The 14,817-nt window shown below is 30.5% G+C and carries 15 protein-coding genes; 3 read left to right on the top strand and 12 right to left on the bottom strand.

The features are described from left to right. Window positions 1-8 precede the first annotated feature (8 nt). The 7 genes from LGK97_RS06750 to LGK97_RS06720 form a co-directional block, all read right to left on the bottom strand. A complete protein-coding gene (locus tag LGK97_RS06750; RefSeq protein WP_226258994.1) occupies window positions 9-947 on the bottom strand; it encodes a hypothetical protein in 939 nt (312 codons plus the stop codon). Between the two features lie 559 nt (window positions 948-1,506). Next, entirely contained in the window at window positions 1,507-1,914 is a 408-nt protein-coding gene (locus LGK97_RS06745) for a hypothetical protein (RefSeq protein ID WP_226258993.1), read from the bottom strand. Beyond that, entirely contained in the window at window positions 1,896-2,651 is a 756-nt protein-coding gene (locus tag LGK97_RS06740) for a ParA family protein (RefSeq protein WP_226258992.1), read from the bottom strand. Before LGK97_RS06740 ends, LGK97_RS06745 begins: the two co-directional genes overlap by 19 nt. Next, window positions 2,651-2,818, bottom strand: a complete 168-nt coding sequence (locus LGK97_RS06735) for a hypothetical protein (RefSeq protein ID WP_226258991.1) — start codon at window positions 2,816-2,818, stop codon at window positions 2,651-2,653. The genes LGK97_RS06740 and LGK97_RS06735 overlap by 1 nt, the downstream gene beginning before the upstream one ends. 1,427 nt (window positions 2,819-4,245) lie before the next feature. Continuing rightward, window positions 4,246-5,310, bottom strand: a complete 1,065-nt coding sequence (locus LGK97_RS06730) for a hypothetical protein (protein ID WP_226258990.1) — start codon at window positions 5,308-5,310, stop codon at window positions 4,246-4,248. Next, window positions 5,303-5,923 (bottom strand): hypothetical protein, encoded by a 621-nt coding sequence (locus tag LGK97_RS06725; protein WP_226258989.1) that lies wholly within the window; start codon window positions 5,921-5,923, stop codon window positions 5,303-5,305. The genes LGK97_RS06730 and LGK97_RS06725 overlap by 8 nt, the downstream gene beginning before the upstream one ends. Before the next feature lie 45 nt (window positions 5,924-5,968). Next, window positions 5,969-6,214, bottom strand: a complete 246-nt coding sequence (locus LGK97_RS06720) for a hypothetical protein (protein ID WP_226258988.1) — start codon at window positions 6,212-6,214, stop codon at window positions 5,969-5,971. A 334-nt stretch (window positions 6,215-6,548) separates the two neighbouring features. Here LGK97_RS06720 and LGK97_RS06715 point away from each other — a divergent pair, with 334 nt between their 5' ends. After that, window positions 6,549-7,805 (top strand): AAA family ATPase, encoded by a 1,257-nt coding sequence (locus tag LGK97_RS06715; protein ID WP_226258987.1) that lies wholly within the window; start codon window positions 6,549-6,551, stop codon window positions 7,803-7,805. After that, window positions 7,796-8,557 (top strand): RloB family protein, encoded by a 762-nt coding sequence (locus tag LGK97_RS06710; RefSeq protein WP_226258986.1) that lies wholly within the window; start codon window positions 7,796-7,798, stop codon window positions 8,555-8,557. Before LGK97_RS06715 ends, LGK97_RS06710 begins: the two co-directional genes overlap by 10 nt. A gap of 718 nt (window positions 8,558-9,275) precedes the next feature. Here LGK97_RS06710 and LGK97_RS06705 read toward each other — a convergent pair. The 3 genes from LGK97_RS06705 to LGK97_RS06695 form a co-directional block, all read right to left on the bottom strand. Next, window positions 9,276-10,520, bottom strand: coding sequence for a hypothetical protein (locus tag LGK97_RS06705; protein WP_226258985.1), 1,245 nt, complete (start codon window positions 10,518-10,520; stop codon window positions 9,276-9,278). Between the two features lie 237 nt (window positions 10,521-10,757). Next, entirely contained in the window at window positions 10,758-11,213 is a 456-nt protein-coding gene (locus LGK97_RS06700; protein WP_226258984.1) for a hypothetical protein, read from the bottom strand. Window positions 11,214-11,358: 145 nt separating this feature from the next. Further along, window positions 11,359-12,060, bottom strand: a complete 702-nt coding sequence (locus LGK97_RS06695; protein ID WP_226258983.1) for a hypothetical protein — start codon at window positions 12,058-12,060, stop codon at window positions 11,359-11,361. A gap of 614 nt (window positions 12,061-12,674) precedes the next feature. Between LGK97_RS06695 and LGK97_RS06690 the strand changes: the two genes are divergently transcribed. Then, window positions 12,675-13,754 (top strand): helix-turn-helix domain-containing protein, encoded by a 1,080-nt coding sequence (locus LGK97_RS06690; protein WP_226258982.1) that lies wholly within the window; start codon window positions 12,675-12,677, stop codon window positions 13,752-13,754. Window positions 13,755-14,213: 459 nt separating this feature from the next. Here LGK97_RS06690 and LGK97_RS06685 read toward each other — a convergent pair whose 3' ends face one another. Beyond that, on the bottom strand, window positions 14,214-14,438 hold the full coding sequence (locus tag LGK97_RS06685; RefSeq protein ID WP_226258981.1) for a DUF2188 domain-containing protein: 225 nt from the start codon (window positions 14,436-14,438) through the stop codon (window positions 14,214-14,216). Window positions 14,439-14,461: 23 nt separating this feature from the next. Further along, complete coding sequence (locus LGK97_RS06680) at window positions 14,462-14,614, bottom strand: hypothetical protein (protein WP_226258980.1); 153 nt, start codon at window positions 14,612-14,614, stop codon at window positions 14,462-14,464. Window positions 14,615-14,817: the final 203 nt, after the last annotated feature.

Below are 14,817 nucleotides of genomic sequence, written 5' to 3'. Positions count from 1 at the left end.
GCCTGAATTTATTTATTATCTTCAATAGGGCCAGTAACATTTTTAGCCTTTGGAATACTTCTTTCCTTTTCAAGTTCTTCTAGTAGCATTTTATATTTTGATTGATATTCTTCTATATCCTTATTATGTTTTGCTTGCTCTTGGTTAAACCTATTATTTAAATCTTCTTTTATATCTGCTATTGCTAGCTTAGTGTTTAATTCACTTTCTTTTTTCAATTGTTCCAGTTCCCTTTGGCTTTCTTGCTTTAGGTCCACTATGTTCTTATTTAACGAATTAATATTATAATCTTTTTCCTTAATAATATTATCCTTATCTTTAATGATATTACCATTATCAATATCTCTTGCTTGCGCCTGTGCAAGTAACTTCTTATACTGATCTACCTCTTCTTTATATTGCTTATATTCACTTACAATGCTCATTAAGTCATCATTTTTTTGCTTATATTCTGTAATTAAACTTGATTTATCTGCTAAATTACTTTCCATCTGCGAAAGCTTTTTATTATATTCGATGCCAATATTTAATAATTCATTTGTATTATTATCATTTTGATTTTGTAATACATTTAAATTAGCGTAAACCTCTTGTAATTCTTTCTTTTGCTCTGTAATACAAATTTCTTTATCTAATAACATATCTTTATATTTTATCTTTGCTACTTCAATCTCTGCATCCTTATTGCTTATTAAATTATTGCTGCTATCTGCAATACTTATAAATGCATTCAGTATTGCATCTAAGTTACTTTGTATAACTGTTGTATCTTTAATTAAAAAACTATTTTGTTTCACATTCTCCAGTTCCATGGCACTTACTGCTTTATTGAAATACTGTTCCTGTGTCATGCCAAGATCCTTCAACTGTTGTTGCAGTTTATCTTTTGTATCTTGGCTTAATCTGTAACTTGTAACTATACTTTTATTTTCTTTTATCTCTTCCATGTTATCACCTCATAATATATTTTGTATTTGTAATACAGTCTAATATATGTAAACATGTTGTAATTACTATGTTTTAATTGTAATATTAAATTTATAAATAGTCAATGATCATTTGCATGTATTTCTATATAATCCTTGGGTATTTTCCAATGAAAAAATACCTCAATACAAGAGCAAGACAGAGAGAGTTATAAGCGGAATGCAAATACAGCAACAAAATTAAATTAAAAAATAGAGAATCAGTTAATCCTGATTCTCTATTTTTTAATTGTTCAAGGTAAAATGTAGTGTGAGTAATTAGAATAACGCCGCCATGGACTATGATGAACATATTCAACTTAAATATAAATTTTCAATTCTTATTAATCTTGATAATCTTGAAAAATACAAAAGTGATTATGTATCCTATTGGTGCGATTCAGAGAAATGTCGGTGAGGCTCCATGTAACTGAGTTATATATTGCATTGCAGTCCCAATAACGTATTTGTGTCCATTCGCGGTAACGTGTACGTGCCCGTGAATGGACACAAAACATTGTAAGCAATTGCTCTTCTTAGCTTATTTTTTTACAGCATCCATAAGCATGTCCATAGCCATTCTAAATATTTCTGATTCTTTTATTCTTTTACCTTTGTTTTTCTTAGTCAATTGTTTTGAAAGGTCCTTTACAAAATCAGATTGATCTTTTCTTAAATAAGCCACACATCGTACAAACTGCTCATTACTGCCTAGCAGAGAATCTAGCACAGAATCGGTACTCGTAATCATATCCGTGCTTGTTGACGTGCCCGTGTACGTGTCTGTATCCGTATCTATGTTCGTAGAATTACTTTTATTTTCAACACTTTCTACCTCTATAGTGCTTTTAAAAAATGAATCTGCACCTTGTCCTTTTTTTACTCCTTGTGATTGCATTTCATTTACTTTTTTCATTTTATCAGCCAGACTTACTTTGTTACTTGCCATGCTATAACCTCCTTAGCTAAATCTTGATAAGAAACAGATCCTTCAAATTTTCTATCAAAGGTCATAATTGGTTGCCCGGCCAGCACTGCATCTGGAAATTTTATTGACTTTTTTATCATGGAATCAAAAACAGGATAACTCTTTCTAAGCTCTTCAACTACATCTTTGTGGTGTGTTGTTCTGTTATCATATAAAGTTACTAATATCCCCATTAAGGTAAGTTTTTTGTTGAGTTTTTTTACTTTAGCCATAGTTTTTTCAAGCAAATTAAATCCACGTAATGCAAGGTATTCAGGTGCCATAGGTACAATTACAACATCACAGGCAACTAATGCATTAATAGTCAGTAATCCAAGGGAAGGGGGGCAATCAATTAATATATAGTCAAAATCTTCTTTCACTGGGTCTAGAGCATCTCTTAACTTGAATTCGCGGCCAACTTCAGATACTAGCTCCATTTCTGCTGCAGAAAGGTCTATGGTGGATGGTACGAAGTAGAGTAGTTCATTAAATAAAATAAGTTTCTTTATATCTACATCGTCAATAAGTGCATTATAAATTGTTTTTTCTAAATTCTCCGGTTCAAGGCCTATTGAAATTGTTAAACTTGCTTGAGGGTCCAGGTCTATCATTAATACCTTCATGCCAAGTTCAGTAAGAGCTACTCCTAGGTTTAACGTGGAGGTAGTCTTACCAACGCCACCCTTTTGATTGCTCACTGCAATTATTTGTGCCATTATATATCCCCTCTTCCTATTTCCTTTTTTATACCTTCTTTAATATATGTAATAACTTGTGCGGATCTGCTCCGTTCACTTTGTTTTGCCAGCTCCTTTAGTTGTTTCTCCATTTCTATACTCATAACAACAGGTACTATAACATGAGTTTCTTTATTAATTGCCATGGGAACACCTCCAATTAGCGTTAGTATATCATGGTTATTAACTGTTAACAACTATAATTTAAAAACAAAAGTAATCAGTCTATTCTTTGAATTAGATCTACTTATTTATTTTTTTGCTAATTGAAATACAGTAAGAAATACCGTTGATTTTTATGTATAAGCATGTGTAATGAGATAAATTAAACCAGCTCAATATTTGCTCTCATAGGTATTCCTCTGTGTCCTTGCAAAAATTCAGCTGTTCTAATTTTTATAAACTCCCCCACCCGGCCCCAAAGGTGAGGCTCTAGGGTATTCCTCTGTGGTCAAAGAAACAAGGAAACTTTAGACAACCTTACTCACTGCCTACAAGTAAAACAATCTATTAAGATACCGTAACTTCTACTTTTCTATTTAATCTCATCAGCAGTCAGTAAACTAGCCTAAAGTAAATAGAGCACCCAACCCTCAAGGGCGTCTGGGTAGTTCTTCGAGGTCCTTTTCCGGGTATTCCTCACAAGGAGGAGCAGTCAAAGGCGTGTCCACATTTAAAATTCTCCTTCATTCTTCATACGAATTCCAAATGTGCTACAAGCTCTTTCACTGCTCCTATACTAAAAGGAAGCTTTAGACAATCTTACTCACTGTTCAAAGGTACAACACTCTATTAAGGTACCGCACATATATGTTTCTATTTAAGCTCATCAGCAGTCAGTAACCTTGTCCAAAGCAAAAAAAATAACTCCCCCTTCCCCCAGGGGTAACAATTCCTACTGCTGGCGCAGCAGGAATTGTTTTTTTCTTCTTAATATTATTATTTCAAAAAATTCTATCCATTTTAAAGATACATTGGTGCTAGTTATGTTTTATAGTAATTTTAGATTTAGATTTAGTTTTTAAAAACTATTGCATGCTTACTTTAGTTCTATAGCTAGTATACCTATTATACTTAGTTTTCATAGTGCAACTAGTTTTGCTTCCTTTTGATATAAAGATGGTTTAGTGGCGTTCTTAAGTGTTTAAGTTTCATGCACCAGCTAACGGTTTTCTCATAAAACAGCTGCTCGTAGGTTTTTGACTAATGATTTAGTTTTAAATTCGCTATTTTAATGAAAACGCGAGCTTTATTATGTGAATAGATCTAAGGTTTTTACCACAAGTGATTATGCTTGGGTAGTGCTCCGGAGTCCTCAATGAAAGGACAAGCAACCGAAGTGTACTAACCGTCCTTGGTTGTTCCACTTCACTAGCTAGTCCTTTCATTGAGGGGGGACGGGTGGACAAGCTTCTAGCTCAAGGAAATTAACAAGCCGTCCTTGGCTAGTCCATTTCCTTGGCCACAAGCTAGTCCACCCGTCATTAAGTATCCGCATTTAAATTCAAATGCGGATACTTATTTACATTTTGATATCAGTATATAAAATAATTAATGATTTAACTATGCTAAGTTATACTGCAAATGTTTTTGTTTCTAATAGGATTCTATTTCTTGATAAATCATCAACAATATCATAATAAAGTGTATCAATTTCCACCTTTAATATCTTTAAACCACTAACTTTACTTGAATCATCAAATATTTTCCTCGATCTATCAGGTACATAAAGTGTATCTCTATATACTGATGATTCTAATACATACTTAATATATTCTTTAATATTTTTTAGCAACAATAAGTGCTTATCATAAACTGCAAATTTTGAATTATCCATAGAATAGACTATTGCAGCTATATCATAACTACTAAAGTTAATTTCACTATTAGCATCTGCTTTTAATGTTTTCAGAAGTCTAACAACTTTCTTGTAGTTAAATAAGCAAGCTTTGTCCTTTTCATTAAGCAAATAATTGTGATAAAATGGGGTGTTTTTAATTTGTACTCTTTTGTATTTATCTAACACCTGGACACCTCTATGAATCTTATTCAGGCTTTTAGAGTACTCATTTGTATTAACCCAGTTTGAAGGAACAACATCAATTTTTCTTTTCAAAGAGCCTCCTGACAAACCAATAGCTTTAGCACCACTACAGTCTACATCAGCTGCATAAAAAGCTGATGTTAAATGTTTTTCGCATTTCATCCTAAGTTCCATGAGATCTTCTACAGGATCACCTGTATAGGGATACATAGGAACTTGTGGATGTTCAACAGTATAAAACTTTTCAATAAGCACAAGTATATCTATATCACTATGTGCTCTAATATGTGTATTATTTGATACAGAGCCTTGATATTCATATTTAAAATTTAAATTACTATCCTTTATTTTATCTAGCTGATTTTGAACTCTTTCAGCTTCCTTATAAGTATTATTGGTGTAAATTTTGTCAACGCCCTCCATTGAACCAATAAAATACTTATAAACATCATTCTCTTTTAATCCTTCGTAAGCTTCAGTTAAATAACTGGCATATGAAAATTTTTCAGTGGCTGATTTTTGTATTATGAAATCAATATCTGTTCTTCTTTCCTTCATTGATTTAAGTCTTTCACTATATGTTTTTTTAAGCATTAGCACTCCTCCTTAATTTCATTTTTCCATGTGATGGCCGTTCCTTACCGTTGTTATAATATTCCGCATTTCCAGATAGAATATCTTCAGTAAACATTATTTTACAAGTTCCATCATGGGAATAGAGATCGCCTTCGCTAATGTCAGGTCTATTATTATAGTTATAACTTAGCTTATATCCATTCCTAGGAATATGTTCAATACTCCCTTGAACACTCAAAGAACTAGAACTTGAGGTGCTGGTTCTTAAAGCAATCAATATTTCATTCCAATCTTGTTCTATAGTTAAAAATCCCGTCCAAGGTATTTCCACTCCAGTTGGATTTTTTAATGATAATCCCTCAATTTCATATTCACCATTTAAATTAGGGAATTTAAAAATCTCTCCGAATATTCTAATTTTCCATAACCATTTTGAAAATATGAAATATATCACTGAGAATACTATAGGGGTAGAAATTCCAAAGTTTACACCAAAATGAAACTTTTGATTAAATAAATACTCTATGGCTTTGGTTATTATAGTAGCGATAATACCTGAAATTACAGTTAAGTAAAAAATAAATTTTACTTTTGGATGTCCATTTACACTATAGTCATGCATTTTATTCATAAAACCTCTCCTTTCATATAGATTAGCGAACTTATTAGTAGCTCGCTATCTATTTTTATTTGACTGGCTTAAAACAGTACCAGCAAGTGATTTAGTTGTATCGTTATATTTGTCACTATTTAAAACTTTTGAAGCTACGTGTTCCATTTTACTACCAGTCTGATTGCCAGTACCCTTTTGAGATAAAGCAGATCCTGCAAGTGATTTTTGGATTTTTGATGCATTTGGATTTCTTAATACATCCGATGCTAATGTAGACATTTTATTACTTGTTTGTTTTTTGTTAGGCATGATATCACTCCTTTCTATTTATTAAGCTAAGACACTATTTTCATAATACAATGCCTCCTGTAAATACTGTATTTTATTATTTAAATGCGTGTTTTCGCTTTTTTTTCACAAATATTAAATTTATAATGCCATATTTCATATATTTGTTATATTCTCACTATATCACCATTGAAAATGTTTGTCTACATATTTAAAAATAAATTTGGTTATTTTAATGATTAAAAGTTATTTTTTGTGGATTTTTCACATAGTTATGGGTATACTGTATTTATAAGCAGTATTATATGTAGAATATACTATGTAGCAACTGACTATAAATTATTGGAGGTTCATTATGTTAATGGAATTTAGTATAGAAAATTATATGTCTATAAAAGACAAAGTAACTTTAAGTATGGTGGCATCAAAAGATATATCTCATGAAAATAATCTTATAAAAAATGCAGATAAAGGGATGCACATTTTAAATACAGCTGTAATATATGGAGCAAATGCTTCTGGTAAAACAACCGTATTACGTGGTATAGGATTTTTAGCTAGACTTTTAAATATGTCTCATGAAATGCAAAAGGGAAGAAAAATAAATGTAAAACCATTTAAGCTTGATAGAGCATGGCTTGATAAGCCTAGTAGTTTTGAAATTATTTTTAAAACAGAAGGTGTAAAATATGCCTATGGCTTTTCAGCCACTGAGGATAAAATTATTGATGAATATCTTTACTACTATCCAAAGGGAAGACAAAGTATAATTTTTGAAAGAGAAAATACCACTGAGTATAAGTTTACAAGTGATATAGAATTACAAACTCAAATAAAAAACAAATTTGATTCGCCAAATAAGCTATATCTTTCCACTGCAAGTTTGTGGGAATATGAAAATGCTCAAATCCCATTTAAGTGGCTAACTAGCAGCGTGCAAATTATTATTTCTCACGAAAGATTAGAAGAATTTACTGCTAATCTAATGAAAGAAAGTGAAATCATTAATAAAAGAGTGAAATCATTAATGAAAAATGCTATAAAAGATATAGAAGATATAACTTTTACAGAAATTGAATTTGATAAAAAAGATAATCCTCTGTTTAAATATTTAACGGAAGAGGCAAAATCAAACCTTTTAAGCAATAATGATAATAACCTTTTAAGTGTTAATACAGCGCATAGGATTAATAATTCGCAGGAATTAGTAGAATTTGATTTAGGGGAAGAATCTGATGGAACACAAAAGCTTTTTGGGCTTTTAGGACCTTGGGTTGATGTTTTAGAACAAGGAAGCTCTCTTGTTATTGATGAACTTGATATACGACTGCATCCTCATTTAACAAGATTTTTAGTAGAACTTTTTCAAAATCCTGAAATCAACAAAAATAATGCTCAGCTTATTTTTTCAACCCATGATACCAATCTCTTAGATCAAGATCTTTTTAGAAGAGATCAAATATGGTTTACAGAAAAGAAAGAAGATAATAGTACTGATTTGTATTCCTTAGATGATTTCACTGTAAGAAAAGATGCCGCTATTGAAAAAGGATATCTGCAAGGTAAATATGGGGCAATTCCTTATATGAAAGGTGATTGTCTATGGGAGTAAAAAGGACTATTGGAGACTTATCAAGAGATAAAAGACGCAAACGCACGGTTAAACCAACAATTTTAATTATATCTGAAGGTAAGGATACAGAGGTTAATTACTTTAAAGAGTTCAACCTGAAATATGTTAATGTTGATATAAAGATTGCAGATAAAAACTCTGCTGGTAAAAATAAAAGTAGAAAAACGGATCCTTCTCATCTTGTAGATAAAGCAATTGATTATATAGAGCATAAGTATGACATAAACGAATGTGACGGTGACAGTGTTTGGTGTTTAATTGATGTAGATTTAAACTACCAGAATCCAGACCCTATAAATCAAAGGGTAGAGGAATTAGAAAGAGCTTATAAAAAAACAAAGGACTATGAGAAGGAAAGAAAGACGCTTATAAATCTAGGAATCTCAAACCCTTGCTTTGAGATTTGGTATTTACTTCATTACATTTATACAACTGCTAACCTTAAGAATTATGATGCAGTAAAAAATAAACTGGTGAAAGAAACACCTCTTAAAGATTATGAAAAAAACAAGTGCATCAATATTCTTCTACAGGATAAAATAGCAGAAGCAATTAAAAATTCAGTTAAACTTAAAGCTTATCACGAAAGCCTTGGAAGATCATTATTGAATTCTGAAAAAAACTCATCAATATTAAGTTTAAAAGATATTATTGAAAGTAATCCCTATACAAATGTATGGGAACTTGTACGATATATTGAGGAGCTTAATTTGAAGCAGCCACAACAGTAGTTGTATAGCAATGGGAAAAAACCGGCAATAGGAACCAGATGTCTTTCCTATTGCCTAAAACATAACCGGTAACATGCATGTACCCATGCACGGCACCGTGAACGTGCCCGTGTGTATATTTATTTATATACATTTATCAGCATTTTCAATGCTTTCACAGTAAATATTCCTCTTAAATTATCACCTAATGTGCTGTAATATTAACGACTTTAGAAGTATATTTACCTTGTAGATAAATGGGACTTTATATAAAAAAATAACGCCTCTAAATTTCTAAGATAATCTTACCCATAGACCACGTCGCAAATCTCCTAATTTGCAACATTCCGTAATAGGTAGTTCTCTAGGTGTAGTGTAGAACTTCGTCTAAGGGCCTCTTAGACGAAATTCTTAAGGGGTTATGTGCTTTTAGTAGAAGAATGTTTCTCTTAAATGGGTACGGCAACGATTCGCATAAGTTGTTACCATCATCCTTTTTGGTTCTGCACTTGCTATAGCCAAAATTTCCGAGCTTTGTGCTGAATTAAAAATTCCAGTGGATATATTCCGGTGTCCGCCATTCCAGTAGAAAGGTTGCTAACACTTTCTAAGATAGCAACTGAATATATTGAATAATTAGAAATATATATTATTACCTAAAAACAAGAGTGGTATCTTGTTTTTATTTTTATCATTGTTCCATAAGTGATCATTTTAGGTAACGAATGCTCAATTTAAATTAAACGTGTTTCATTTTATATTCGGAATCGTATTTCATATATATCAATACCAATCCAATGATAACTGTTGCAATTATAAATAAAGTAGTTCCTTTTAATAAGTAATAGCTACACGCGATTATCCATGGAATTAGCATAAATATTAAAATGTATTTATCATATTTCTTGTTTTTTATTGAACTAATTGCTATATATGCTAGAGTTCCAATTAAATAAAATCCCATTATCCAAAACAAATTTCCTATTGAAGCCACAGCAATCGCATCAATTATTGTACTTTTATTGTTATATAAAGTGAGTGCTCTGTTATTAAAAACTATAGATAAAGTCAGTAATATACCTGATATAAAAGTAAATCGATATTTAACACTGTTATATTGTTGCTCCAAATTAGTTCTTTTCTGGGATCTTTTTTTATTTCCAATGATTTGCAAACTTAGGCATTGGTTTTCATTTAATGCGGATTCAATTCGCTTCCACTCATTAGAAATTCCTACTTTATTATATTTTTTTATATAAAACAAATTACGATCAAATCCAATTTTATAAATTTGATCAATTGTACCATTCCTATTTATTAAGTATCTATAATTTATTGTGTTGATAGTCTTCTCTTTCCATAATTTTAATTTTTTATACTTGAAAAATAAGATTGCACACGCAGTAAGTTTGGCTACAAAGATTGGGAGTATCCCAGGGTAGTAAAACAGCAAAACTCCATTTGTCAGCAATGAAAAGCTTAGTGCATAAATTAGTGCCTTGATAGTTTTATTTGTATACTTTTTATAAGAAAATATACAAAGTGGTAAGTATATTTTCTTAATAAATCCAAATAATGGGATTGTAGAATTTATAGCAATTATTGCATTTTCATTAGTAAATTGTTGTAAATGAATGGATACACTACTCAATGCTGATAAAGTAAAACTAAATAATTCACCAAAAGAAACAAGCGCTACTAAAAGCAAAAATAAGATTCCATACTGGATGGGATTTGCCTTGCTAAACTTATCTAGAGTATATTCAAAAATAAACTTGAAAAGAATCCATAAAAAAATGAAAATGGTGGCAAAACTATATAATTTATATTTATCTAGATTTAATCCAGATAATATCTGCACTAAGATAGAAATTATACCAACCAATATAAAACAACCTTTTTTAATGTCAAATAACAGATTTCCAATATAGCCTGTCAAATCTTTAAACTTATCTGAAATCAATAGTAAAGCATTTTTGTCCATGTATATCATCCTTTCTTTTGTTAAATTTTGTAGTCTGAATTAGCATACTTTATATTTCAATTATACTGCGGGAAAATCGCAGCTTAGGTCTGCTTAGTTTTGGAATTTTTCGTAATCACTCATTATAAAAAATTTCAAAAACAAGCAAGATCATTATATCTTACTATCCACCATGGATTTTAAAGCATTTTTATTTTTTCTTGAAATATAAAATTTCTTCAATATCTGTGCTTAAACTTAATACCTGCGCCTTCCTTTCCCGCTATCGCTTAGCAAAACTATAGCGATAATTCCAATAATTAAAATTGATACTATTAAAAGTATAAAATAACTAAAAAAATAAAAACTACTCGCAATTATACTAACACCAATAATTATAATAAGAACCCTTATTGCAATATGAAGGTCTTCAATACACGCTCCATGCAATATGGTAGATGCTCCTAAAGATATAGAAACAAAGAATGCACCAAATGTTAGAATCGTTGTTTTAAAATATGTATTTGGTGATTGAAAATAATATTTTATAAATTCAGGAATTGTGCCAGGCTTTGGCAAAGTATGAATCATATTATAAGCAAAGTAACCAAGTACACCTGTAAGTATTAATAATGCTACATATACAAATCTATTTTTTAAAAAATCAAATCTATCTATTTCTAAACACCTCCACTTAAATTTAATTATATTCATAATGTAATCTACATTGAAATAATTATAAATATATAAAGTTTATATATTTAAGATCTCTCTATTCTTATAATGGTGAACTATATTTTTCTTATCTAATTTTATTTTTGATTTCCCCAACTCCCAAAGAAGTTGGGGAGACATTTTACTAATATCTATATCTAACTACAACTTGTGGATCATACTGCCAATATTGTGAAAGAGTAATTCTCTCCCCTATTGTAGTTCTAATCAATTCTTGAGGTTGTCCATTAGGAGCTGTCCACCTTGCGTCCACTATCTTGCTCATGTCAGTAGCCATTTCAAAAGGCATTAATATAATAATATTTGCTTTTGCACCTGGTGTATTGTTTAGAGTAAAACTAGAAAGTGGTACGATTGTTTCCAATGTGTATGTACCATCGTCATTTCTTGGAATGAATTTACTATAGCTGAAGGTGATGTATTGCTGACCTGCAGGAATAGTAATAGTTTGACTGTTTTGTTTATATTCAGAGTACATGGACATAATACTTACTGCTTCATTCATGGCATCTAAAGTTGGTGTCTCTATATAGGTATTTAAAGCCTGCTGCATCATACTTGGAATTTGTGCTATATCTGCCTCGGCAGTAGGTTCAAAAGAATCAATATTCAGTGGTGTTCCATTGGGAAGGTATATTTTAGGTGGTTTTATCCCTTCACAAACCGGTAATATGAACTTTGTATCTTCTATCATGGGGCCCTCTAATTTAATGTTAGCAGTAATTTTTGCAATATCCTCTGCATGTCCATATAGTGAAAGTGGCGTTACATCAATTGTTACAGACTCTGTTAAAATTGGTAAGTTTTTAATACTTTGAAGAATCATCTATGATCCTCCTCCTTCTTTTTTAAATTTTAGTTTATATCTTCAGGTCTCTTTTAAAGAAGGAATCTTTATACTTTTGTAGAATATAAAAGTATAGTAATATAGGTTAAATATACATCCTTATTCAAGAGCCTTAGGTAGCTGATACAAATTGCCGTTTGTATTAGCTATATTTTTTTGCTTTTCATGATAGTAATTTTACCTCCTTTTTTTATTTAAGATTTTCTGCAATAACGTTATGATTTTTAATAACATTATATTAAGCTTATTATAGCATAACTAGAAAATCATTGTCAATAACAAATGTAATCAATATTTATAACCTTCGTTATAAATATTGTTATTCACCTCTGTATATGTTATTATTTATTATAATTATTGTTATAATAAATATTATTGACTCTTATTTATACACTTTTATATTAAGTGTATTTTAGAATTTTAAAGCTTTCCTGATATAAATAAATTTTAAGTAACTGGTTTTTATTGTAAATGTAGTTTTATTACTAACGAATACTTAATTTGTATGTGAAAGCTGATATAGCAGTAGCCTTTCAATTTAGAGAGGAAATTACTGCTAGAATTCTATAGTCAAGTATAAGGAGGAATATATTATGTCTATATCAGAAAGAATTGTTAAAAGAAGAGAGGAGCTTGGCTTTACACAAACTGATCTTGCAAAGAGAGCTGGTTTAAAACCACCTGGAATCAGTCAGTACGAATCCGGAACTCGAAATCCATCTTATGAAGCTCTTATAAAATTATCGAATGCACTAGATGTTACCACCGATTATTTAATATCTGGTAATGAAATGGGCTTTAGCAATATAAATGATCAAACACTTAAAATGCTTTTAAAAATAGTTGATAATTTATCTGTAGCAAACAAAAATAAACTCTTAGAATATGCTATTTTTCTAACACAAGGGTATTATGATAGTAGTATACCCGTACTAAATGAAGGTTCAAATTATGCTGATTATATCTTGAAAGACTTAGATATGAATAAACTTCCTATCGATGTCTATGAAATTGCAAAATCACTTAATATAGTTATTTACAAAGAAGAGATTGAAAATGAATTTGAAGGGTTACTTATCAACGGTAAAGAAAAAATAATTATCATTAATGAGAAAATAACGAATGTACAAAGGAAAAAATTCACCATAGCTGCTTTAATTGGTCATGCAATTATACCTTGGCATACAAAAGGTCAATATAGTATTAGAAAATCTGGCTCTTCTACATTACATACAGAAGATGTTCATGAAATAGAAGCACAGAATTTTGCAGCTAGTTTAATTGTGCCAAAGCTTCATTTAGAAAATAGTATCAAAAATGAAGTATCGATAGAAAGTTTAAAAGATCTTGCTACTAAAAAATATGATGTATCATTATTTGTCTTATTAAATAAAATTGTTCAATACTCCAAAGATAAATATGCGGTAGTTCAGTCTAAAAATCACGAAATTATTAAGACATTCCAAGGGAATAGACCACTAGTAGATAGGATTCCTCAAAATAGTGAGGCTGCATCCTTCTTTCAAAATCCAAGTATCGTAGAAGAAATTCGAAAAGGTACACTACCAGCTAAATGTTGGCTTGAAGATGCCGCACCTGGTGAAACTGTTTATGAGGAATCTATATATAATCCGGCTTTTGGAGCAGTTTTAACTTTACTGACCATTAAGTAGGCCCTTGCATATTTAATCTTACATGGGGTTCTACACCTTAACTCCCGAAATTTTTGTAAATTTATTTCAAAATTAAATCTGAAATTATTTTATCCAAATCAATTGGATTCTTATTTCTAAAGAATATAATGGCCTAGCAAGTGTATATGTTGCCATGCTATTGGTGAAATTCGGAGAATAGGTTGTATGGAGTATGGCAACAATTTATACAAAGAATCACAGTATGAGTAAACGACTTAATCATAAACTAATGTATCTTAGGGTGTTCAATGGATAAATGATACAATTTACAGTTTTTTTATTTATACTATGGTTTTTACACGAATCGTGGACATACCCCCTCAAAATTTTCGGAGTTTTAGGCGTATAACCCCTATATCTAAACCAATAAAATTTAATATCAATTCAAAACCAATCAGATTAACTTTTCTCTTAACCTGACTGATAAGAATATCATTATTATCCCTTGGGAGGATACGGATCATTTCCATAGGAATCTTTCTCTCTAATTTGACCATTTTTCCTATGTATAATTAATTCAGTATTTTGATTTCTAGCAATATCTCGAGCAACATTTATAGCTTCTTTTTGGGTATCTGTTTTAACTGTTGCCTTTAAATTACCAGCTCCTTTTACTTGCCACCCACCACCTGGATGAGGTGTTACGTGTTGATTCTTATTCATACTGTTTTCCTCCTTGTATAATTTTAGTCATCTATATGACGTTCCCAGTCATCTGCTATATCTTTTACTTCATTCCAACTAAAACCGTCTTTTCTTAGGCCATCTGTAAAAGATTCTCTATCATATGTGTGATTTTCATCATTGATGTCGGGTAAATTTTTGTTTCTAATATCCATCAGTTCACCTCCTTGGTATATTATTTCTATATATACACAATACGCATATATATATAACTCAATATTTACATTATATGTTGATTTTATAGATTAAGGAAAGTAATAAGCTTGTTTTTATTGCTTATTACATATAATACACCATTGTTTTAATAAAATCAATAGATGAAATTATAAAAAGCGTTTAATATTTGCGTTTTAATCAA

The sequence above is a fragment of the Clostridium sp. CS001 genome (genome assembly GCF_020443565.1).
Taxonomy (GTDB): domain Bacteria; phylum Bacillota; class Clostridia; order Clostridiales; family Clostridiaceae; genus Clostridium_AD.
The sequence above is the reverse complement of the archived record's forward strand: the minus strand, read 5'-3'. Positions and strand labels throughout refer to the sequence as shown.